This window comes from Staphylococcus sp. HMSC34G04 (genome assembly GCF_001838765.1).
GTDB lineage: Bacteria > Bacillota > Bacilli > Staphylococcales > Staphylococcaceae > Staphylococcus > Staphylococcus epidermidis.
In genome coordinates this window covers 18720-41546 of the sequence record NZ_KV838727.1, presented here as the reverse complement: position 1 = coordinate 41546, position 22827 = coordinate 18720, and the positions used below count along the sequence as shown (strand labels likewise).

The window sequence follows — 22827 nt, the reverse complement described above, 5'->3', positions numbered from 1 at the left end:
TATTTTTCAAATGAGAATTTATATAACAATTGCATCATTTTAAAAGATTACCTAAAATTCGACATCCAAAAGTAAGATATTGAAAGCCCGAAATGAATGGCTTTATAGCTTCATTTCGGGCTTTGTATATGAAAAATACATTTCAATAAATTTTGATTTACAGAATGAATGACAAGATAAATGTCCAGATACAGACAAATACAAGTAATCCAATACTATAACGTAATGTCATTTTAAGTAATTCAGATTCTTTACCTACTTCTTTAACAGCTGCTGTTGCAATGGCAATTGATTGTGGAGAAATAAGTTTCGCCGCAACTCCACCTGCTGTATTTGAAGCTACAAGTAGTGAACCACTTGTACCAATTTGTTGTGCTACAGAAGCTTGAATTGGCGCGAATAAAGAGTTGTTATTAACAACTGAACCAGTCATAAATACGCCGATCCAACCAAGGATTGGTGATAATATTGGGAATATGCTTCCTGCTTTTGAGATACCTTGTCCCATAGCATTACTTAAACCACCATATGTTGTGATTTTTGAAATTGCTAAGATGAAACAAATTGTTATGATTGGTAACCATAATTCTTTAAATGCTTCAACAAATAAACGACCAGCATCACCAAAGTTAACTTTTTTAGCCATTAAAACAGTAATAATAATTGTAATTAAGATTGCTGTACCTGTTTGACCAATTAAGTTTAATGATAAAGTAATTGGTTTGTGTGAAATATTACTGAATGTACCAGGTAAGTCAAAGTTTGCAACTAAAGCAGATAATTTACCTTTTGGTGCAAATAATGCTTTAAATGAAGGTGCACTCCAAATCATAACAATGACAGTTAAGATAATGAATGGACTCCAAGCAAATAAGACTTCTTTACCTTTAAGTTTTTTCGGTGCTTCTGGTTTAACATCTTTTTGAACTCTAAAGATATTCTTAGGTTGGAATTTCTTAGAGAATAAAGCTAATGCTAACATAGAAGCAAGTGATGGAATGATATCAGCTAATTCTGGACCATTAAACACTGTAAGTAATCCTTGTAAAACTGTATAAGTGACAGAAACAACAAGAATTGAAGGTAAAGTTTCTTTAATTCCTTTGAAACCATCTACGATAAAGATAAGCAAGAAAGGAATAAAGAAGTTAATAATTGCTAAAGTTAATGTTGATGTTTGTGAAACTCCCATCGCTTCTACATGACCAGGTAAGTTAAGTGTATCTACAACACCAACCGGAATACCAATTGCACCGAATGCACCAGATGCAGCGTTAGCTACTAAACATAACATAGCTGCTTGTAGTGGTCTAAAGCCAAGTTGCGCTAATAAAAGTGCACAAATTGCAATTGGAACACCAAATCCTGCAGCGCCTTCTAAGAATGCATTAAATGAAAAACCAATTAAAAGAAGCTGAATTCTTTGGTCTTGTGAAATACTTGTAATACTGTCTTGAATAGTTGCGAATTGCCCCGATTTCAAAGTAATCTTATATAATAATACTGCCATAATAACAATATATCCGATTGGGAAGATACCTTGGAAGAAACCTTCAACAACCGCGCCAGAGGCAATTCCTACTGGTAATTTGAAGAAAGGAATTGCAATTAATAATGTAACCACAAGGGTTGTGATAGCAGCATAAATTCCTTTCATTTTAAATACTGTAAGGCACAGTAAAAATAAAATGATAGGGATTGCCGCAATTAAAGATGATAATAGTAAATTACCAAATGGATTAAAAGATTCTACTAACATATTGAACTCTCCTCATTAAATCTTTAGTCATGAAGACTAGGTAGACGCATACTGTCCCCTTATTAATATGTGATAAATACCTATTAAATCAGTACGATCCCCACAAGCATATCGTGACCATTTTCACAAGAAAAATATAACATTTTCTTAAATAATTTACAATGGTGTGACATGAATGTAAAGGGGTATTAAAAATTAATAAACCTTAATATTTATAGTAGTTAAGCGCTTTAATTTCACAGGTTAAAAACATATATATTTATTTTTATGTTATGTTTACATGAATTATATTATGGGCCATGATAAAATAAAAACTAACAAATATCGTTAAGAGATTGAAGGAAGATTTATGATAAAGCAAATAAATATTTCAAATATGGACAAATTAAAAGAGCAAATGGAACGTGCACTTAGCGACGGCTATACGCATGTCATTCCCTATTCGAATGAAATTCAAATTCATCAGTCCATGATTAAAGCCATCACTTTACCTAAGACTTCATTTTTAGTTGACTATACAATTAACAATTATTATTTAAACGATTGTAAATACTTCGGGTTAGACTTTGTTGATTTTGAGGACTGGGTTAAAAATATTAATTTATATCCAAATGTTATTTATGAAATTAATTCAACATTAGAACTTATTGATAAATTTGAAGTTGAAAATATCTTTGATTTAGCATTATTAACAATTCTAAAAGGGCATATCGCAGTTGAAGGTCATGTCGTATTAGACTTTAAAGAACCATTAAAAACGAGCAAGGGATTTTGGCGCTCATTTGATCGTAATGATTTAACTTATAGAGATAAATTCTTTTTAAACACCATCGCTTATGCACATAAACAAAGAATCCCATTTACGCGTGTACCATTTAACGATCACGATAGTATTAGATATTATGATTCAGTACTACTTAGTACTAAATTTAAAGCTCCAAGATGGTTAGTAACTCCTATTAAGAATTATTCAGTTAGAAAACACAAAGAGATTAGCTATATTTATAAAAAGGATTCATCAAAACATAAGAACCACGTCGTTTTTCTAGGATTTGATTTTGGGTATCGAGGAAACTCTAAGTATTTATTTAATTACTTTGTTAAACATAATCCTATGATAGAGTCTTACTTTATAACAGATGAGAGAACAGGACCACATTTTATTTCAACTAACGATGAAAATGTGAAGAATTTAATTGAAACAGCTACTTTTGTCATCACGGAAAGCTATATTCCTGACGATATTCACCCTAATGGTAAAATCATTCAATTATGGCATGGGACACCTATTAAAAAACTATTTTTAGATAGTAAAGAGCCACATCAAAATTTAAATATATATAACTACCGAGCTCGAAAATATAATAAATGGACACAACAAGATTATTTAGTTGTAGATTCAGAAGAATCAAAAACATACTTTGAATCAGCGTTTCCTAGTCAAAAAATTGATATATTACCTGTAGGATATCCTAGAAATAATTATTTATTAAATCGTATCAATGATGTAGGTTTACATAAACGTATATTTAGCGAGATAAATATAGATCCTACTAAGCGAGTATTATTATATGCTCCAACATGGAAAACAAATTCATCTGATGATGATGTATTTCCTATTAATGAACAGTTATTAAAACATTATAATGTTATCTATAAAGGACACGTCGAGAGTCAGAATGACTTGGTTCCTGAAGGTGTAATTATTCCGCCTAATAATATTGAAACACAAGACTTAATTATTATTTCAGATGTTGTTTTGACAGACTACTCATCAATTATTTTTGATGCTTTAACCGTAGATAAAAAAGGTTGCTTATATACACCCAATCACTCTCAATATGTCGAAGAACGTGGTGTCTATCAAGACGTAATAGACACCTTAAAACCTGTTTGGTATACCGATGCTGAACTATTAATGAATGATTTAATTACTGATAGCATTCCACAATTAAACAATAAATATACAAATAAAAATAATCAGTCATTTGAATATATTAGTAAACTTATTTCTAATCAATTGAAATAAGTGATTCATCTTATTGATGATTTTCAATATAGAAGCGAGCAAACTCATTATGGAATACAGAAATGATTTTGCTCGCTTTTTATAGTTATCTTAGTATGACTCATTCGTGTTGAAATTCACTTTACTTACAACTAAGGTTGGAAGTTAGGATCTACAACAGTAGGTTGACCTTGTCGATTAAGCGTTACAATTGAGTAAGTATTACTTTTTGATGGATCTTTAAAGCTAAACACATATCTAAATCCATCTTCTGTTTGTTCTATTGAATAATCATTATATGATTTATTTTCGCTTCCATACATATTAGCTTCATTTTTGGCAATGGAAAGTGCAGTTTCAAAATTTGGTAATTGCTGCAAAGCTTGACTGCGGTCGCCCTCAAATGGAGAAAGATATCGAGCAACACGTGTCGCATTTTCACTTTGGTATGGTGCTACATATTTATTCTGATTATCTTGTACTGATTGCTGTTGTTTATTTTGATTATCCGATAAATTTCCGTTTGAATTTGTTGTTGGTCTTTCGCTTGTTCGTTGCTCTCCTACATTTGGATTTTGATTACTTGTTCGTTCTTTATTATTGTTATTTTCCTGATTGTCTTGCTTATTAATCGTATCATTACGTTTCGAATCTTTTTTTGAGTCATGTTGAGATGATGATTTATCCTTTTGTTCTGTTTTGGAACTATCATCTTTATGACTTGATTCATCATTTCCTCCATTGGAACAGCCTACTAACATTAATGATAAAATCGTTGCACTTGCTAATACTTTTTTCATTTGAAACCGCCTCCTACTTTGTCTCTTTATCATGTTGAATTGAATTTCAATTAAAATATTAAAAAGGGCATAATATTAATTGCTCATTAATATTATACCCTATAATTATTAATTAAGTATGAAATTTATCATTGTTCCTTGATATCCTTATGAATTAAATCTCCAATATATTGAGACGCCTTACCATTATCTACAGAGCAAAATCTATCATAAAATGCATCTATTTTTTCTTGGTATTGCTGTTGCACTTTATCTAAATTTTTTAGTTCTTTAGCTAGGCCATATGGTTCTGTATAAATTGGTCCTGGTAAATCTTTCATATAATTCATATAGAATCCTCGTAATCCTTTATCATATTTGTCTATATCATATGCAAAGAAAAATTGAGGGCGTTTTAAAATACCATAATCAAACATTACTGATGAATAGTCTGTAATTAAACAATCACTTATTAAGAATAATTCAGAGACGTCATTATAGTTTGAAACATCAATTGCAAAATTTTCATAACCGGATAAATCAAGTGCGTTAGAAATGAGATAATGCATGCGTAATAAAATTACATAATCATCACCGAGTTCTTTATAAAGGTTGTCTAAATCAATTTTTAATTCAAACAAATATTTTCCTTTGCTCACAAATTCATCGTCTCTCCAGGTCGGAGCATACATAATAACCTTTTTATCACTAGGTAAATTTAAGTGAGTTCTAATTTCATTTAGATACTCTTGATCATTGGCTCTATTCACTAATACATCATTTCTAGGATAACCTATCTCTAATATTCTCTCTTCATCCATCCAAAAAGCACTTCTAAATATTTCAGTTGAATATCTGTTTGGCGAAATTAAATAATCCCAACGTGATGTTTCACGATTAAAATTACGCTTATACTTTGGAGTCGTAGTGCCCGGCATACGAACCACTTTCATATCATTCGCTAACCGTTTTAATGGTGTACCGTGCCAAGTTTGAATGTACGTTTGATTTTCTTTTTTATTTAAATAAAGTGGTGTGCGGGCATTTGATACCCAATGACTTGCTTCTGAGTAAGCTTGATAATACTCTGCTGAATTACGCTTAACCTTTTCAGCACTACCTGGTACCACATTTTTATCGGGATTCTTAAATGACCATATATAGCGATAATTAGGATAATACTTTTGCATATATTCATAAATATACTTTGGACTATCACTGTAATTCTTACCACCGAACGATTCAAAGACAATCGTTTTCGGTTTAACATTATCTTCTTTATCTGTTAAGTCATACAATGAACGTTCTTTATTTTTTCTTCTTAAAACAATATTTTTAACATGTCGCAACGTTTTTCTAAATTGATTAACTTTAAAAGCTTTATCAGTTTCATTATTCATTAACAAAATTGTTTCAATTTTATTTATTAGTTTTTGATTTTTAACTAAATGAACATGTAAAAATTTCGATAATTCAACAAGCGTATCCTTATGTGTTTGATAGCGTTCATTAATATCATATCGAGTTGGTTCAAATTCATTAGCGATTTTATTTCCCATTTTAGTGACAATAAATTCTCGAACTTTTGGGTTTGTTGCTCGTTTAATGGCATCATAAAAGCTGTTGACGTAATCTTTAAATAAAATATCAAAATTTTGTTCACTTAAAGTAAGTGTTTCAAATGGATCATAGACTTCCCCACGGAAATAAAATGGGAAGTTAAAAATACGAACAAACTTATTTACATACTTCATATACTCAAGAACAAATGACCAATCCACATATGTATTTAAATTTTCATTAAATCGAATATGATGCGCCTTGACAATAGCTGTTCTAAAAATAATATTACAAGCTGACTGTTTTCTTAAAAATGAATTAATATTCCCTTCGGCATTAAAATATTCAACCCTTACTCGATCTAAATCAACAAATTGCGGACGTTGTGTAGTAAAAGAATGTATTGGAGCAATTAAACCATCAGTATCATTAAACTTTTCTAAGTAAAACGTGATTGCATAAGAAGCTAATTCATCATCTGCATCTAAAAACATAAAGTAAGGTGTTTCCACTTCTTCTAATGCAATATTACGCGCATGTGCATGACCACTATTTTCATCTAAATCGATAAATCGAATGTTTTTATCATAGTCTTTAATAGCTTCATCCATTAATTTTTTACTTTGGTCTGTCGACCCATCATTCACAATAATCAAATTAAAATCTTGTGTACGTTGTTGCTTAATACTCTCTAAGCAACCTGTGATATATTCCTCCGCATTATAATACGTGACAATAATTGTCAGTTTATTCATACTATACGTCCTTTCTCTCTATATTAAATCGACAACATCTTATAAAATTTTGGTTGTATGTTTAAATGTCACTATAATAACTATCATTACCTATTAAAAATATAAACCTAATCTGTATATATTGATTGCATTTTTAATTTCGATGACTTCACTTTGAATACAATTACATAGATATTGTACTAAAATTCAACGCTACAATTATATCTAATATTAATGCTAAATGCGAACAATATTAAACATAACCCTAGCTCATTTATATTTTGTGATTGAACTATAAACTTTATTTATAGTTTGTAGGAACATCCAATTCCATAATCAAATCATTATCTACTACACTTCCGGTATAAAACTGATGCGACCCTGTAACTCTAAATCCCCTATTTTTATAAAAGCTAAGCGCTTTAGGATTATGCTCCCAAACACCAAGCCATATTTTCGATTTCCCAAATTTAATAGCTTGATCAATAGCTAGATTGATAAATAATTGTCCTCTTCCACTCCCTTGAAATGCTTCATCAAAGTAAATGCGTTGTATTTCCAAATATGCATGTCCTTTATTTTCAGTCTGAGCATCATTAATGTTCAATTTCAAGAAACCTACTATATTTTGATCAACTTCATAAAAATAATGAAAAGAATTACTTTGTTCCAATTCTTTTCTCAACACATCTATATCATATGCATCACTAAAAAATTGCTTGAAGTCCTCATCACTATAAGATTCTCTAAACGTTGTAAAAAATGTTCTTTTAGCAATTAGTTGTAGTTGCTCTACCTCAGTTATTTGAACACTTCTTATCCTTTCCCCCATTTAAATCCCCCTCTAAAACCTTAAAAAAGTTAATTTTGTGAATTAGATGTGTACATTGACATTTTTGCTATTAATAAGTTTTAAATTTTCAAATTAAATTATACAATGAAAGATGTAAAGTTTGTTAGAAAAGAAGTTTCCTTATATTAAAAATAAAAACAGGGTAATATCAAGGGAACCATGAAAGAATATCTTTAAAATTTAATATTGATTCAATTCATCATTAGAGGAGTGTAGAAATATGGTAGAAAAATTCAAAGCTTTTGTAGTTGATCAAGATGATAACGGTATTGTTTCAAATAGTTATAAAGAACTTACTAAAGATGACTTACCTGAGGGTGACGTTTTAATAAAAGTACATTATTCTGGCATAAATTATAAAGACGCACTAGCCACTCAGGACCATAACAAAATAGTAAAACAATATCCGATGGTGCCCGGTATAGATTTAGCAGGTACCATTGAAGAAACAAATGCTCCAGGCTTTGAAGTTGGAGATAAAGTCATCGTAACAAGTTATGATTTAGGTGTAAGTCATTATGGAGGGTTCAGTGAATATGCACGTGTTAAATCAGAATGGGTGATTGAATTACCTGAAGATTTAACATTGGAAGAAGCTATGATTTATGGTACTGCTGGCTATACAGCAGGTTTAGCTATAGAACAACTTGAAAAATCAGGTATGTCTATTGAAGGTAAAGAAGTGCTTGTACGAGGTGCCACTGGAGGCGTCGGTACGATTTCATTACTCATGTTAAATAACTTAGGGTATGATGTTATTGCAAGTACAGGCAGAGATGATGCTGAAGAAAAACTTAAAAAGCTTGGTGCTAAAGAGGTAATTGGCCGTTTACCAGAAGATAATAGTAAACCATTAGAAAAGAGAACATGGCAAGCAGCTATTGATCCAGTTGGTGGTGAAAACTTACCGTACATCGTCAAACGATTGGATAACAATGGAAGTGTTGCATTAATTGGCATGACTGGTGGTAACAATTTTGAAACAACCGTCTTTCCTTTCATTTTAAGAGGAGCAAGTATAATTGGTATTGATTCAGTATTTACTCCAATTAAACTAAGAAAACGTGTTTGGAGAAGACTTGCAAAAGACTTAAAACCACAACAATTACATGACATCAAACATGTTATTTCATTCGATGAAATCCCAAAAGCTATCGATCAAGTCATCAATCATCATAATACTGGACGTATTGTCATTGATTTCAATGTTTAAATAACTAAAAAACGTCACAAGATGCAAAAGCAAATGCATTTTATGACGTTTTTTCTTTAATATTTAATATTTGATATACATACCTTTTGAATAGGGCTCAGTACTTTTAAATCCAAACTTCTCGTATAATTGATCTGCCGGATAATCTGCTATCAAGCTCACATATGTACCTTCTTCAGCAACACTCTCAATATACTTCATTATTTCATGCATAATTGTCATTCCATGACCCAACCCTTGATATGTATCTTTCACAGCAATATCGACGATTTGGAAAACTGTGCCACCGTCTCCAATCACTCGCCCCATACCAATCAACATATCATTCTCATAAAGGGTCACATTAAAACATGCATGAGGAAGCCCCTTTATTGCCGCTTCAATCGATTTACTACTCATTCCAGCATTAGCTCTTAAATTACAGTAATCCTCGGGACTGGGTGCTTCAAAGTGAATCTTAGTCATTACCTATCACCTATCTGGTTATTTAAAATCTAAATCCACTCTACCAAACATTTTTTAGTATTTCGACTTTATTTTTTAGGTTCTGTAAGAATAGCCTGTCTTAATAAGAAAAACAGTAACAGTAAACCAGCAAGCATACCTGTATGACCTATGCCTGCAAATCCCGCAAACATTTCAGGTGAAAATTTTTTACCAATAACTTGGAATGTACCTTTAACTGTCATCATTGAAATCGTGATTAACACACCTAAATGATACACGAAAAAGAACCAATTAAATAAGTAGTAACTACTTAATTTAAATACTTTTTCAAGTGGTAATAAGAGTAAAAACATAAACATGCCTAAGATAAGTGTATGTGTATGCACTAAAGACAATTGCGTGTCACCCACAAAGTCATGCGCTTTAGTTAATTCTCTGTAGTAAAAGCCACTTAATAAGCCTATGATCATATAAAATAAAAAAGAGTATAATAATCTACGCATAAAGAATCCTCCTTAAGATTATATTATAAAACATATTTGTGTTAGTTAAAGTGACAAAATAGCGACCATAGAATAAACGCAATCAAGTGAGAAAGATATTTGAATTAAATAACTCACATCCTAATCAATCTTAATAAATGATGAATGCAATTTTTAAAATATAGATCTAAGTGGATTGCTTTAAATTAGAAAAATGTATATATATATTTCTAACCCGTTAATGATTACTTTTTAGAACGCGCTTGTTTAAAAAGTGCAATCAACGAAATCACAATTGCCACGATAGCAACTATCCATAAAGCGATAGAATCACCTTGACTTGGGTCAGAATGCGTGTCATTTGGATTTGCTCCTTTTTTTACAGTTGTAGTTGGTGCTGGGTGTTCGCTATCTTCTTTACCAGTCCATCTAACTACATCTCCATTATCATAAGTTTGAATAGCATTCCATTTGAACTTTCCTTCTTCTTTAGGATTTGCCACTACAATAGGGAACTCAATAAATTCGTGTGGACCAATACCTTTACCAGTAGCTGTCCAAGTAACTTTGGTAATATTTCCCTTTTTATCTTTCGAAAAATGATGTTCAAAACCTTGGACAGGTTTAACACTCTCAACGTTTAATCCCTTCGGCACATCTAATTCTACTTTCACTGTATGATCATTTTGCTCAACTGGTACGCGTACATCGTACTTATCATACGACTCAGGTTCGCTTTCGTTTGGATTCAGTGTGACATGTGCATCTGCAAACTTAAAAAATCCTAAACCAAAAAACACTATTAAAGTCAGTGGTAGTAACTTGCGTAACATCGTTTTCCTCCTTAACTAGGTATATTCATTTGACTCATCATAATACCTGCAAAAATTAAAATAATACCGATTAACAACTCAAATATAAGCGCATAACGATTGACCTGTTGGCGCTGTTTCAAAGCTCGCATCGTCTGATACAAACCTAGTAGCATCATTGTCATTGTTCCCACAATTTTTATAATAAGATATATGGACCACGCTTTGATGTTATTCCAAAGTGTTAAAATATTCGTTTCATCAATAGCCATTAAAATCCCTGTAAAAACGAGCATAATCACAGCAATGATATTAACTTTTAAAAGCATGCGTCTTACATTCGTCAACTGATCAGTTTTCACTTTAATAGCATAACAAATGAGATATACGAGTGAACCTAACCATAACGTTAGCCCTATAAGATGAATTGTTCTTATGATGATTGACCATAATGGCACTTGTTGTGACCACACGTGTCCAGACATACTTATCACAGCAATCATAATTATTGAAATGAGCCAGTACCATATTTTTTCCATATCCTTTAATACGAAAAGTATAAACAAAATGATTAGTGAAATAGAGCTTAATATATATGGAAATTGCATTATCACTTCTAATTTAAATGATAAAATATCTTCTAATATATCAGATGTGAGTGTCATCATGTAAACAACGAGACTCACGAGTACTGACATAGCCATAATCCATGCAATTTCTGATTGCTTTGGTAACACATTAAATTGTCTTAATCCTCGTTTCTTAGCAATACCATTTAACCAAAACAAGCCAATAAGTAGAAAGGTTGCACCTTCTGTAACATATCTTAATAATCCAAACCAAAATTTAGACTGTTCATAAAAAGGAGAAGATGTATCTACATCTTTAGCCGTCACTTTTCCTACTGAAAATTCATACGTATCACCAACTTCATGTCCGTCTGCAGATATTGCATGCCACTCAACTTTATTCGTTCCTTTAACAATTTGATCAGATGAAAATACGACTGTCTGTGACCATCCAGTTGTGATTGGTTTAAGGTCTTTAATCTTTTTACCTTTATCATCAAATAAGGTCACACTTGAGTATTTGGTATTCACAGGTTCATTAAACTCTAACTTGATTACTTCTGGTTTGTGTTTAATAATCCCTTGCTGTTGTGGTGTTGATTTTTCTAAAGTCGCATGTGCAGAAACTTGATATTGAAAAATAGGCGATAAAGTTATTAAAAACATAATAACTAACGTAGCACTAAATTTAGACATTATTTTTAACACCGAACCCTCCTCCTTTCATACAAAAATTTTGCTCCGTTTTTCATATTAGACATAATCACTTGTTTTAACAATAACTATTCTAATTTTTTCGAATTAGACACAAATATAAAAATAGAAATTTTAACTAGTAAACTAAATACAAGTATAGATAAATCATAAAGTTAATAAATCAATTAAGAATGTAGCAAAATGGCAATTTGTAATATAAAATAAAGTTTACTCATTTTAGAATCACCTTACTAAGTGATCAACAAAAATTCGAAGATTGAATAAGTTGTATAAAGTTTATTATAATTAACCATACTATTAAATCTTAAGCAATCTGCATATGCCTTAAAGATAAATTATATATTTAATGATTAATGTACAATCTAAAGTTATTAGTAGCTAGATTGATAATATAGCAAAATTCATCTGCTTTTCTTATAACTAACTATACAATAGGAATGTGATTCAACTTTATATATCATATTTAGGCCAAGAGAGTATGATATTTAAAAATTATGTCCGAAGTTTAAGAAGTTTGATGCCACAAATTTAAAAGTTTAAAATTTATTTAACTAACTTTAGTATCATCCTTATTCTAGTGGACTTTGAAAGGAACTATTAATTATGATTACAGCTTATAAGCACGCACTTCATCATCCTTCACAAATTATTGAAACTGAAATCAATCATAGCGCTTCATGGATAAATGTAGTAGAACCAGATAGAGAAGAGATTGAAGGTTTGATGGAATTTTACAATATACCTGAGGATTTTATTCGAGATCCGTTAGACTCTGAAGAGAGTGCACGTATTGAATATGACGAAGATACAGGATACTCGCTAATTATTATTGACTTACCTATCGTCAATTCTACCAATCGACGTGTCTTGTCCTTTGTGACCATCCCATTAGGTATTATTATTGGAAATGGTATCGTTATGACTGTTTGCGATGCTGAAAATGAATTTTTAGAAAACTTTGCTAAACAAGAAGATATTAACTTAAAATTTCACAGTCGATTTGCACTTGAAATACTAACAACAATAGCTAATCACTACAATAGAAATTTAAGATTGCTGAATAAATCTAGGATTCGTATTGAAAGAGAACTCAAAAATAACATTACAAACAAACAGCTTTTTAAACTAATGGAAGTAGAAAAAAGTTTAGTATACTTCTTAGCTGCACTAAAAGGTAACGACACAATTATTAAAAAACTCTTTCGCCTTCCTGCAATCAAACGTTTTGAAGAGGATGAAGAGCTACTTGAAGACTTGGTGATAGAAAACAACCAAGCTATTGAAACAACTGAATTACATCAACGAATACTTGAGAGTATCACTTCTTCGTATGCTTCATTATTATCAAATGATATGAATAACATCATGAAAACATTAACGTTGTTTACGGTTCTTTTGACCCTTCCTACACTCGTCTTTAGTTTCTTTGGTATGAATGTACCCTTACCAATTGATGATCATAGTTACGTGTCTTGGATTATTGTTGTAGGAATTTCACTTATTCTAGTAGCTATCGTTAGTATCTTTTTATGGAAAAAACAAAAGTTATAACAACAAATACCCTTAGTTATAGATTGGCACTCAATCTAACTAAGGGTATTATTATATATTTAAAATTGTGTCAAAATTTTAAGTCCCTACTATGATTCAACAGCTGTCTTATTTGCTTTTCTACGAGAAAGTACTAAAGTGACGACAACTGAAACAAGAAATGCAATTATCATTCCTATTAAGTAATGCAACCAACCAGCGTGTGTAGGATTTATAGATATAAATCCTGGTAATCCAGCTGTACCAAGCGCTATCGCTTTTACTTTGAAGAATGAAATATAAGCAGCACCTATACCTGATCCTGCAACAGCACCTATAAATGGATATCTCAATTTAAGATTGACACCAAACATTGCTGGTTCTGTAATTCCTAGTAAAGCTGAAATACCCGCTGCGGAAGCAACACCTTTTAATTTTTTATTTTGCTTAATGATAAAGAATGCAGCTAAAGCTGCGCCACCTTGTGCAATATTTGACATAGTTGCGATTGGGAAGATAAATGAGCCACCTGTTTTAGTCGCATCAGCAATTAATGTCGTTTCAACTGCAATAAAGCTATGGTGCATTCCTGTAATGACGATTGGCGCATATAATAAACCAAATATAAGTCCACCGATAGCTCCACCAAATTCATATAACCAAGTCAATCCATCAGATAACCAATAACCTAATTGACGAGTGACAGGTCCTACAAATAAAAATGTTATAAATGCTGTAATAAAAATTGATAATAATGGTGTCAATAAATTATCTAACACAGTTGGAATAACCTTACGTAACCATTTTTCAATTGTAGCTAAAATATATGTTGCTACGAGCATAGGTAATACTTGTCCCTGATAACCAACTTCATTAATATGTAGCCCAAAGACATCCCAATGTGGAATAACTTTTCCTGCTTCTAAAGCTTTTGGAAAATCATATGCACTCATCAATCCAGGGTGAACGAGTATCATACCTAGCGCTGCACCTAAATAAGGATTGCCACCAAATCGCTTAGCTGCGCTAAAACCAATAAGTATTGGTAATAACGTAAAAGGTGCATTTGCGAATATATTAATCATATCAGCCAAGCCAGAAAATTGACTATGCACATCTATGATAGATTTACCATCATAGAACAAATCTTTAGCTGTGAAAATATTATTTAATCCCATTAACAAACCACCAGCTACAATAGCCGGAATAATAGGAACAAAGATATCAGATAACATTTTCACAAATTTTTGGAATGGATTCATATGCTTAGATGATTTATCTTTAACTTCTGAAGTCGTAGATGCTTCTTTTCCAGTTATTTTTTCTAATTCATTAAATACTTTATTTACTGTCCCTGAACCTATAATAATTTGGTATTGACCACCTGTAGAGAATGTTCCTTTGACGACATCCATATTAGACAAGGTATCTTCATCTACTTTACTCTCATCGTTTAGTACTAAACGTAATCGAGTTGCACAATGTGCCATTGCATCTAAATTTTCTTCACCGCCAATTGCTTTAAGTATTTCTTCAGCAGATTTTTTATAACTCATATTCATCCTCCTTTTAGAACCGGTTCCAATCACTTACTTATATTGTAACCGGTTCCAATCATTTACACAATACCCCTATTCATTTTTCTTGAAAAATATTAAACTAGCTTTAATATCTGCAGTTAAATCAATATCACTATGGAGGGTCTTTAGTTGAAAGAACGCGGAAAAATAGAAAAATTGTGGCGTGAGGAAAAATATCGTGTGTTATTTCATGATCAAAATGCATATCATTCGATAAGAACGTTACTAAAATCACCTACCACATTGGATGAAGTGGAAGAACATATTGCGCACGCTTTAACCATTACACCGACCAAAGGCTCAGTCATCAATGCTTTTGAACATATGTGGGGGTACTTCAAAAAACAATGTACACAATATGAAAAACAACATAGTCGAGAATTAAAGGAGTTGTATATTGAAAATCAAATTGACTATTTTGAACTGTTGTCTTTTTTAAAAAAATTAGCAGATAAATATGCTGTCGAGTACTTACAACAAAGTACTATACTCAATATTACAAACTGAAGTGACAAAATCATTTAACAATTATGTTACGTCATACAAGATGAATACGTAAAAACACATCTTTATTTATATGTCATATTTGGTTTGAACATAAAAAAACTGCCGGCACAGTGGTTTAAAACTTTGCAGGCAGTTTAAAATCTGTACATATCGTTTATACAGAAAATCTTGCGAAAATGTACGCCTATAGATGATGACATCTATATGAGAATTCTACTTATCAAATCACTCACATTTATAGTTTATAAGACAATGGAGTTTATAAGTATGTTTGAGACTATGTCCTTAAACTATTTGTTGAAAAGAATTAAAAGCGATATGAATACTTAATAAAATCTAAAACTTTTCGGCGAACACCATGACAATGCTTAAAATTTAAATTAAATGTTACTTTGGGGGAGAGTCATTTTAATTTAAAATTCTAATTGTTGCTACTTCAATAATGAACATAAACTTATGGTACATTTAAAACGTGCATCGATGTTGATTCTTGATGTTGAAATAAAATGTTTAACTTTCATCAAAACTACCCATATACTAATGTTTATTCATCTTAATTTAAAAAATTAATAATCAAGAAATAGAATTTTAATGGAGTTGTTTTCAGATCATGGTGCTTGTGTTTTCTAGTTGTTAAATTCATTGATGTAATTGGAAAAGTTTTAAAAGATTACATAAGCATGAAACATTTTTACTCAATTAGTAATAAGTGCTAAATAATGACACATCTAACATGTTGAGTCTTGTTATGGTCGATATCCCTTTTATTGTTCTTTCGATTAACGTTGAAATGAGCAGCGTACATTTAATTACAGTGACTTCGTTTTATAATTCATTCGAACTTCCCCTAAACCTCTAAATTACTCTTTTAGATTTTTAAAAGGAAACGAAATCTAACATTAATTATGTAGTAAAAATCTCTTTTTGACTCTATCTAAATTTTCCAAAATAATGACCCTATATTCCTAAATCAACTTTTATATTGTGCGAAACTTATAATTTCTAACAATTTTCTATATTTAGCCAAGAAAAATTTTATTTTTTACTATTACTATTTCTTTATCAATCGCTTATAATTACATTTATTATTCTATCAAAACAACTAAATAATTGAGCGAAATAGATATACACGGTCACATTTAAATTTAGTTATTCAATTCATTCAAGGAGCTAATGTAATATACAATGACATGTTTTTTAAATATATATAAAGAATATCATTCTCCCCCTGAACGCAATATTAATAGAATTATTCTAATGTTTTCACTTACAAATGACTTAAAAATCACAATAAATGGTGAAACAAAAGATTTAGGTAATCATATAGCTATCATTAATCAATCTGACATCTATTTTATTAATAGTGCTTCGAATCTCGTATTACTTTCTATTCCAGTTATTTATTTTTATAGTAAAGACAATAAATTTTTTAAATGTTATTTTGACAGGCATTTATTACAATCAAGCAGTTTTGTTAAAACAATTATTTTACAAGCTATTCAACATTTAATAAAAGGAGAAAATCAAGATGAGCAATCCATCTCTAAAATAATACAGACGCTTCTAAAAGAAGCAGTCATTCGATATAAGAAAAAATATATTCCTCAAATTGCAGTTAATCATTCAGTGTTTACTGAAGGATTAACATTTATTCATTCAAAAGTATCACAGTCACTCTCACTACGAGAAGTAGCTCAACATTGTAATATATCTGAATCTTATTGTTCTAACCTATTTGCAAGATATCTTAATATGAATTTTAAAGATTATTTTACAAGCTTAAAAGTGATTGACTCTATAAAAAGGCTACTTTCATCTGAGGACTCGATTAACGCTATTTCAGAACAATCTGGATTTAGTAGTCATACCAATTTTACAAATCAATTTAAAAATTATTTAGGTTGTAGCCCAAAACAATACCGAACGCTTAACTCTAAGTTAGACCCCTTACCTTCGATAAGTTTTAGTGATACTGACTTTTCACAATATATTGAATTAATTAATCAATTTGAGTTTAGTGATCATTTGGCTACTGAAACAACTGAAAGAGATATCAATGAATTTTATCCTCAAGATCAGACTAAAAACTCTAAAGCGTTTATACGTTTTCAAAATTTCAACGAATTATTTCAATTTGTTTTTAATGAATATTACAACATTGATCTTACCTCCATGCCACAAGCTGTAATTTTTATCAATGATATTACTGATATTTCGACGCGAGAGGTGAACTTTAATTTATTAAATCGATGCTTTGAAAAATTATTCGAAAAAAATATAGGTTTAGCCATGAGATTAACATCTACAAATGAATTTGAATCTATCAAAGAAATAATTTTATTATTTCTTAATAGCCACCAAGATTATAAAATGAACAAAAAAATGGTTAAATTTATGTTAGTCTTTGATACTGAGAGTTTGTCAGTGAACGATATACATTTATGCCATTTAAAAATTAAAAATAAAAATAAGGCTATTCGTTATAGTATAACTGTTGAAGGATTACTACACCAAAATTCTTCTATTGATCGAACTTATGATATGATGAAGCGATTGAATTTCGATTACTATTTTATAGACATTGAAAATCTAGAAACCAAAAACTCATTAATTACCAAACGTAAATCGTACTTACATTCGTCCACACACTTTGAAAATTATAAACAATTTATATTAGATTCTGGTATACCTTCAACTAAATTTGTTTACAATAATTTATCTTTAAAGTGTTTTAAATATACAAACAATGGTACTTATCCACTTCAATTATCTGACCTTGTTTGTCATTTAGTCGCATTAATGCGTTACGGGGGTGGTGTAAGTTATCAACTGATAGAAGATGAGAGCCCTTTTATTGCCTTATTTAATCGTTATGGTAGTCCTCTACCTCTCATGCACCTCTATAAATTAATTGAATCATTTTTAAATGAACCTTTAGAGATAGCCAACAATTTTTTAATGAGTCGCAAAGATGGTAACTATCACTTTTTATTATTTAATAAAATAAATGATCGTTATCTATCTGATAGTCAACAGCGCTACGTATTTAAAAATACATTATCAACCAACTCATTAATTATTATTAAAACGTTAAATCATGAGCATGGCGCAATTCAAAATCTTCTACCACAAACTAAACAACAATTTTATATTGAACGTAGTATTCTTGATGAACTTGATAAATCAAATCAACCAAAAACAGAATTAGCTATACAACATGACCATCATCTTCCTTTCCAAGTCACCTTAAAACACGATGAAGTCAAATATATTTGTTTTAAACCTTCTTAAAAATCATCATAAGGTTGTATCGTTTAAATTATGTGTGATAAGGATATACACAATAATAAGGAGATGATAATTTTGAATAAACAACAAGTGACAAGAGCAATAGAAAAGGTATTAAGTTCTTCAAAAATTGGTGTCCTATCAACTGCACATCATAATAAACCTAATAGCAGATATATGGTCTTTTACAATGATGACTTAAACTTATATACAAAAACGAATATCAATTCACTAAAAGTCGAAGAAATAGAAAATAATCCTGATGCTCACATTTTATTAGGCTATAACGAAACAACAAATAATAGCTTTGTTGAAATAGATGCCACTATAGAAGTTGTCAAAGATCAAAAAGTTATTGATTGGTTATGGGAAACTCAAGACAAAACATTTTTCAATTCAAAAGAAGATCCAGAATTATGTGTACTCAAAGTTATACCGCGTTCAATTAAATTAATGAATGATGATGAACTAGATACGCCAGCTACAATTGAATTATAAAGTCATATCAAAATTTACCGTATTATAATCATTTTAGATTATGATGCGGTTATTTATTGTCCATTTTTTGTCAATCATATCATCAAGCTCCATTTTATAAACTTTATTTTCTTTATACTACAATATATAATTGCAAAATGACTTAAAATTATGTATAAATGAATTAATATAGATAAAGGAGTTTTCAATAATGAAAAATAAAAAAGGATTAGGTATAGTCCTTATCGCAGTTATGGTTATTGTATGTATTGTACTAGTAATCATGATGTTCGTGGGTGGTAAAAAAGATTCATACTACGGTATTATGAAAGATAGCACGACTATCGATAAAATGATTAATACGAAAAATGAAAAGATTGAAAAAAACGTAGAATTACCAAAAGATGCTAATGTGTCAGTTAATAAAGAAGATTTTGTCATGCTTTTTAAAGATGAAAAGACTGGAAAAATTACTAAAGTTAAGAAAGTTGATCACGATGACGTACCTCATGGTTTAATGTCAAAAATCCATGATATGGGTAATATGAAACACGGAATGTAGAAGTATTAAAACTTGCATTTAAATTAGAACAATTTAGCACAAAGATGATTTTAAACTAAAAAGTCATTTTTGTGCTTTTTAAATTTACATTTTTTAAAAATGCATAAGAGCCACTATCAATCATAAATTGTTTTGCTTTTGTTTACATTTTTTAAAATGCATAAGAGCCACTATCAATCATAGATTGTAAGTGGCTCTAAAATGTCAGATATATAAATTTTTTAAATTGAATTTAAGTAGTTTCGACCTTTCTCTTTATCATAAACGTTTTCCCATTTAGCAATAACAACTGTTGAGAGTGCATTACCAATAACATTAACACATGTACGTACCATATCTAATAAACGATCAACGCCAATAATTAAAGCAAGACCTTGTGCTGGTATGTTCATAGAACTTAATGTTGTTAATAAAACTACAATAGATACGCCCGGCACTCCAGCCATACCTTTTGAAGCAATCATAAGTGTGGCCATTAATACAAGTTGTTGAGTTAATGATAAATGCATATTATACATTTGAGCAACAAATAAAGCAGCTATAGATTGATATAAAGCTGAGCCATCTAAATTAAATGAATAACCGATAGGGATAACAAATGAAGTAACATCTTTTGGCGAACCAAAACGTTCCATTTTCTTCATCATAATCGGCAATACTGCTTCTGAACTTGAAGTAGAAAAGGCAAGTAACAATTCACTTTTAAGTATCTTCATGATTGAAAAAATACTTATTCCAACCATTCTTGCAACAATTCCTAACACTACGATAACAAAGAAAACCATAGCAAATACTACAACAACTAGTAATTTAAATAATGGAATTAATGCTGAAGCACCAAAAGTCATTACTGTCGTACAAATAAATGCAAATACTCCAATTGGAGCTAATTTTAAGATTTTATTGATCATCCAAAATACAGCTTCTAAAGTACCATTTAAGAATCCTTTAACGGGTTCTGCTTTTTCTCCTATCGCAGCTAATCCTAATCCAAAAAATACTGCGAAAAAGATAATCGGTAATAACTCACCTTTTGCCATAGATTCAAATAAATTCGTTGGCACAATATGAACTAATGTATCTATAAGATGATTACCATAAGTAGTCGCTTGTTCTGCTGAATGTGCAGATGATTGATATTTAGTAATATCGCCTTTAGGTAATTTATCTGGATCTAAACCTGAACCTGGTTTGAATAGATTACCAATGATAAGACCTAAACCTATGGCGATAGTTGTAATAATCTCGAAATAAAGGATTGCTTTCCATCCATAGCTTCCTACCTTTTTAGAATCCCCTAAATTTGAAATAGATAAGGCTAATGAACAAAATACAATCGGAATGATGATCATCTTAATTAAATTTAAGAATACATCACCAAATGGCTTAATATAATTTGCAACATCATCTTGTCCATATAGTAATAGACCAGCGATGACACCGAGTACCAAAGCAATAATTACTTGCGTTGGTAGACTTATTTTTTTCTTGAATAGAGCCATTATGCAAACTCCCCTTCATCTGACATCACTTAATTATATCAGATAACATCAAAATAGCTATATAATTTTTCCCACTAGAAATATATGCATGTTGCATTTCTTCCTATTAAAAACGCCAATAAAAAACACACAGCTCTATGTTTAAATAAAACTGTGTGTTAATCCTTTATTTAGAAGGTTTATATTTTTGATCAAAATCACTATGTTTTGCTTTTTTAATACTTTTCTTCGTTTCGCTATCAAAACCTTCAATGAATATTCCTTTTGAAGTACTGATAGGTTGAATCACATATGTCACGTTAGGTTCATCTTTGAAAACGACTTCTTTATAGTATAGTCCCTTTTTAGTGCTATATGATGTTTTGTCTTTTTTCACTTTATCATTAAGATGATGGTCGCTCATATAGCTATCAATCAGTTCAAGATTTTTATGACCTTGATAAGCTTTGAGTCCGAAGAAAAATGCAATTGCTAATATTAGAGAGATAATCAAAATAATGATTACCCTAAAAATAACTTGTTTCTTACTCATTATTATAGAAACTCCTTTTATCTTATCAAACACAATTATAGACGATTAATTCGTATAGAAAAGAAAGATTTAGTTAAATTGTAACAAAATGTTCGTTTGTAAATGTGAAAATTTTAAGAAGTTTTATAAAAATTCCCTTACATCATCAATCGGAAGTCTCACTGAATCGTGTGCATCTTGTGCTTTTTTACCTATAGCAATCGCTAAAACTGGCACATATCTGTCAGAATCATAACCGATAATATCCGCAATATTTTCTTTATCGAAACCACCAATAGGGTTTGTATCGTAACCGTGAGCTTTTGCTGTAAGCATTAATTGCATTGCCATTAAACTACTATCTATATTCACAATATCTTTCATGCCTTCTCTAGATAAGTTTTTATAATAAGGTAATATCCAATCTAACAGTTGTGCTTTGATATCTTCCGTCATCAATTGTTGTTCTACAGCATCGCCATAAATCTGTTCAGCTTTTTCGTAGTTTTGTAAATCTCCAAAAATAATTAACATAGCTGAGGATGTAGTTAACTGTCTGGAATTGAATCCAAATGATTCTTTAACTTTTTCTTTCATTTCATCACTTTCTACAACAGCAATTCTCCATGGTTGCATATTAACCGATGAAGGTGCTTGTGTTGCTTTAGTAATGATTTCATCCATTTCTTCTCGAGAAATTTTATAATTCTCGTCAAAAACCTTTACTGATTTTCTACTGTTAAGCACTTCGTTAAAGTCATTGATACGTGTCAATTTTCACACCCCTCCAATTTTAAAAAAATTACTTTGTTATCAAATTAAACTCATTCAAATATTTGATAAATTTAATTTAAAACAATTTGAATTATAGTGATGAAATCAGTACTTGACAAGTGATACGCTTCATAATATTGTTACCTTAACAAGGAGTGATTAA

19 protein-coding genes are annotated in these 22827 nt (G+C 30.5%); 7 read left to right on the top strand and 12 right to left on the bottom strand.

Going from position 1 to position 22827, the window contains the following annotated elements; all coding sequences use genetic code 11:
* Positions 1–157: 157 nt before the first annotated feature.
* Positions 158–1759: an L-lactate permease gene (locus HMPREF3241_RS05190; RefSeq protein ID WP_002447219.1), complete on the bottom strand. Its 1602-nt coding sequence runs from the start codon at positions 1757–1759 to the stop codon at positions 158–160.
* 349 nt (positions 1760–2108) lie between these two features.
* Here HMPREF3241_RS05190 and HMPREF3241_RS05185 point away from each other — a divergent pair, with 349 nt between their 5' ends.
* On the top strand, positions 2109–3788 hold the full coding sequence (locus HMPREF3241_RS05185; protein ID WP_002490628.1) for a CDP-glycerol glycerophosphotransferase family protein: 1680 nt from the start codon (positions 2109–2111) through the stop codon (positions 3786–3788).
* Between the two features lie 131 nt (positions 3789–3919).
* Here HMPREF3241_RS05185 and HMPREF3241_RS05180 read toward each other — a convergent pair whose 3' ends face one another.
* From HMPREF3241_RS05180 to HMPREF3241_RS05170, 3 genes are all read right to left on the bottom strand, one after another.
* Positions 3920–4567 carry a hypothetical protein gene (locus HMPREF3241_RS05180; protein ID WP_002490609.1) on the bottom strand — a complete coding sequence of 216 codons (648 nt, stop codon included), beginning with the start codon at positions 4565–4567 and terminating at the stop codon, positions 3920–3922.
* Between the two features lie 128 nt (positions 4568–4695).
* Positions 4696–6861 (bottom strand): bifunctional glycosyltransferase/CDP-glycerol:glycerophosphate glycerophosphotransferase, encoded by a 2166-nt coding sequence (locus tag HMPREF3241_RS12145; RefSeq protein WP_002490667.1) that lies wholly within the window; start codon positions 6859–6861, stop codon positions 4696–4698.
* A gap of 280 nt (positions 6862–7141) precedes the next feature.
* Entirely contained in the window at positions 7142–7672 is a 531-nt protein-coding gene (locus HMPREF3241_RS05170) for a GNAT family N-acetyltransferase (protein ID WP_070853502.1), read from the bottom strand.
* A gap of 241 nt (positions 7673–7913) precedes the next feature.
* Between HMPREF3241_RS05170 and HMPREF3241_RS05165 the strand changes: the two genes are divergently transcribed.
* Positions 7914–8906, top strand: a complete 993-nt coding sequence (locus tag HMPREF3241_RS05165; RefSeq protein ID WP_002490630.1) for an NADPH:quinone oxidoreductase family protein — start codon at positions 7914–7916, stop codon at positions 8904–8906.
* Positions 8907–8969: 63 nt separating this feature from the next.
* Here the strand turns inward: HMPREF3241_RS05165 and HMPREF3241_RS05160 are convergent, their stop codons facing one another.
* The 4 genes from HMPREF3241_RS05160 to HMPREF3241_RS05145 form a co-directional block, all read right to left on the bottom strand.
* Positions 8970–9371, bottom strand: a complete 402-nt coding sequence (locus tag HMPREF3241_RS05160; protein WP_002457295.1) for a GNAT family N-acetyltransferase — start codon at positions 9369–9371, stop codon at positions 8970–8972.
* Between the two features lie 68 nt (positions 9372–9439).
* Positions 9440–9856, bottom strand: coding sequence for a DUF2871 domain-containing protein (locus HMPREF3241_RS05155; protein WP_002457296.1), 417 nt, complete (start codon positions 9854–9856; stop codon positions 9440–9442).
* A gap of 224 nt (positions 9857–10080) precedes the next feature.
* On the bottom strand, positions 10081–10668 hold the full coding sequence (locus HMPREF3241_RS05150; protein WP_002490650.1) for a YcnI family protein: 588 nt from the start codon (positions 10666–10668) through the stop codon (positions 10081–10083).
* An 11-nt stretch (positions 10669–10679) separates the two neighbouring features.
* Positions 10680–11924, bottom strand: a complete 1245-nt coding sequence (locus HMPREF3241_RS05145; protein ID WP_232166287.1) for a copper resistance CopC/CopD family protein — start codon at positions 11922–11924, stop codon at positions 10680–10682.
* 612 nt (positions 11925–12536) lie between these two features.
* Here HMPREF3241_RS05145 and HMPREF3241_RS05140 point away from each other — a divergent pair.
* Positions 12537–13484 (top strand): magnesium transporter CorA family protein, encoded by a 948-nt coding sequence (locus tag HMPREF3241_RS05140; RefSeq protein ID WP_002438349.1) that lies wholly within the window; start codon positions 12537–12539, stop codon positions 13482–13484.
* An 89-nt stretch (positions 13485–13573) separates the two neighbouring features.
* Here the strand turns inward: HMPREF3241_RS05140 and HMPREF3241_RS05135 are convergent, their stop codons facing one another.
* Positions 13574–15019 carry a sucrose-specific PTS transporter subunit IIBC gene (locus HMPREF3241_RS05135; RefSeq protein WP_002490587.1) on the bottom strand — a complete coding sequence of 482 codons (1446 nt, stop codon included), beginning with the start codon at positions 15017–15019 and terminating at the stop codon, positions 13574–13576.
* 153 nt (positions 15020–15172) lie between these two features.
* Here HMPREF3241_RS05135 and HMPREF3241_RS05130 point away from each other — a divergent pair, with 153 nt between their 5' ends.
* From HMPREF3241_RS05130 to HMPREF3241_RS05115, 4 genes are all read left to right on the top strand, one after another.
* Positions 15173–15550, top strand: coding sequence for a YbgA family protein (locus HMPREF3241_RS05130; RefSeq protein WP_002490607.1), 378 nt, complete (start codon positions 15173–15175; stop codon positions 15548–15550).
* A gap of 1185 nt (positions 15551–16735) precedes the next feature.
* Positions 16736–18841: an AraC family transcriptional regulator Rsp gene (rsp, locus tag HMPREF3241_RS05125; RefSeq protein WP_002487020.1), complete on the top strand. Its 2106-nt coding sequence runs from the start codon at positions 16736–16738 to the stop codon at positions 18839–18841.
* Between the two features lie 72 nt (positions 18842–18913).
* A complete protein-coding gene (locus tag HMPREF3241_RS05120; RefSeq protein WP_002487036.1) occupies positions 18914–19336 on the top strand; it encodes a pyridoxamine 5'-phosphate oxidase family protein in 423 nt (140 codons plus the stop codon).
* A gap of 190 nt (positions 19337–19526) precedes the next feature.
* A complete protein-coding gene (locus HMPREF3241_RS05115) occupies positions 19527–19877 on the top strand; it encodes a DUF4889 domain-containing protein (protein WP_070853501.1) in 351 nt (116 codons plus the stop codon).
* A gap of 221 nt (positions 19878–20098) precedes the next feature.
* Here the strand turns inward: HMPREF3241_RS05115 and HMPREF3241_RS05110 are convergent, their stop codons facing one another.
* From HMPREF3241_RS05110 to HMPREF3241_RS05100, 3 genes are all read right to left on the bottom strand, one after another.
* Positions 20099–21379, bottom strand: a complete 1281-nt coding sequence (locus HMPREF3241_RS05110) for a dicarboxylate/amino acid:cation symporter (RefSeq protein ID WP_002475316.1) — start codon at positions 21377–21379, stop codon at positions 20099–20101.
* 166 nt (positions 21380–21545) lie between these two features.
* Positions 21546–21911 carry a DUF3139 domain-containing protein gene (locus tag HMPREF3241_RS05105; protein ID WP_001831482.1) on the bottom strand — a complete coding sequence of 122 codons (366 nt, stop codon included), beginning with the start codon at positions 21909–21911 and terminating at the stop codon, positions 21546–21548.
* Between the two features lie 123 nt (positions 21912–22034).
* Entirely contained in the window at positions 22035–22664 is a 630-nt protein-coding gene (locus HMPREF3241_RS05100) for a nitroreductase family protein (protein ID WP_002475318.1), read from the bottom strand.
* Between the last annotated feature and the right edge of the window lie 163 nt (positions 22665–22827).

Coding starts and splice junctions, on each gene's coding strand:
- HMPREF3241_RS05165 (WP_002490630.1), top strand. CDS start 7,914: ATGGTAGAAAAATTCAAAGCTTTTGTAGTTGATCAAGATGATAACGGT.
- HMPREF3241_RS05110 (WP_002475316.1), bottom strand. CDS start 21,379: ATGGCTCTATTCAAGAAAAAAATAAGTCTACCAACGCAAGTAATTATT.
- HMPREF3241_RS05105 (WP_001831482.1), bottom strand. CDS start 21,911: ATGAGTAAGAAACAAGTTATTTTTAGGGTAATCATTATTTTGATTATC.
- HMPREF3241_RS12145 (WP_002490667.1), bottom strand. CDS start 6,861: ATGAATAAACTGACAATTATTGTCACGTATTATAATGCGGAGGAATAT.
- HMPREF3241_RS05170 (WP_070853502.1), bottom strand. CDS start 7,672: ATGGGGGAAAGGATAAGAAGTGTTCAAATAACTGAGGTAGAGCAACTA.
- HMPREF3241_RS05180 (WP_002490609.1), bottom strand. CDS start 4,567: ATGAAAAAAGTATTAGCAAGTGCAACGATTTTATCATTAATGTTAGTA.
- HMPREF3241_RS05140 (WP_002438349.1), top strand. CDS start 12,537: ATGATTACAGCTTATAAGCACGCACTTCATCATCCTTCACAAATTATT.
- HMPREF3241_RS05160 (WP_002457295.1), bottom strand. CDS start 9,371: ATGACTAAGATTCACTTTGAAGCACCCAGTCCCGAGGATTACTGTAAT.
- HMPREF3241_RS05115 (WP_070853501.1), top strand. CDS start 19,527: ATGAAAAATAAAAAAGGATTAGGTATAGTCCTTATCGCAGTTATGGTT.
- HMPREF3241_RS05150 (WP_002490650.1), bottom strand. CDS start 10,668: ATGTTACGCAAGTTACTACCACTGACTTTAATAGTGTTTTTTGGTTTA.
- rsp (WP_002487020.1), top strand. CDS start 16,736: ATGACATGTTTTTTAAATATATATAAAGAATATCATTCTCCCCCTGAA.
- HMPREF3241_RS05185 (WP_002490628.1), top strand. CDS start 2,109: ATGATAAAGCAAATAAATATTTCAAATATGGACAAATTAAAAGAGCAA.
- HMPREF3241_RS05190 (WP_002447219.1), bottom strand. CDS start 1,759: ATGTTAGTAGAATCTTTTAATCCATTTGGTAATTTACTATTATCATCT.
- HMPREF3241_RS05155 (WP_002457296.1), bottom strand. CDS start 9,856: ATGCGTAGATTATTATACTCTTTTTTATTTTATATGATCATAGGCTTA.
- HMPREF3241_RS05135 (WP_002490587.1), bottom strand. CDS start 15,019: ATGAGTTATAAAAAATCTGCTGAAGAAATACTTAAAGCAATTGGCGGT.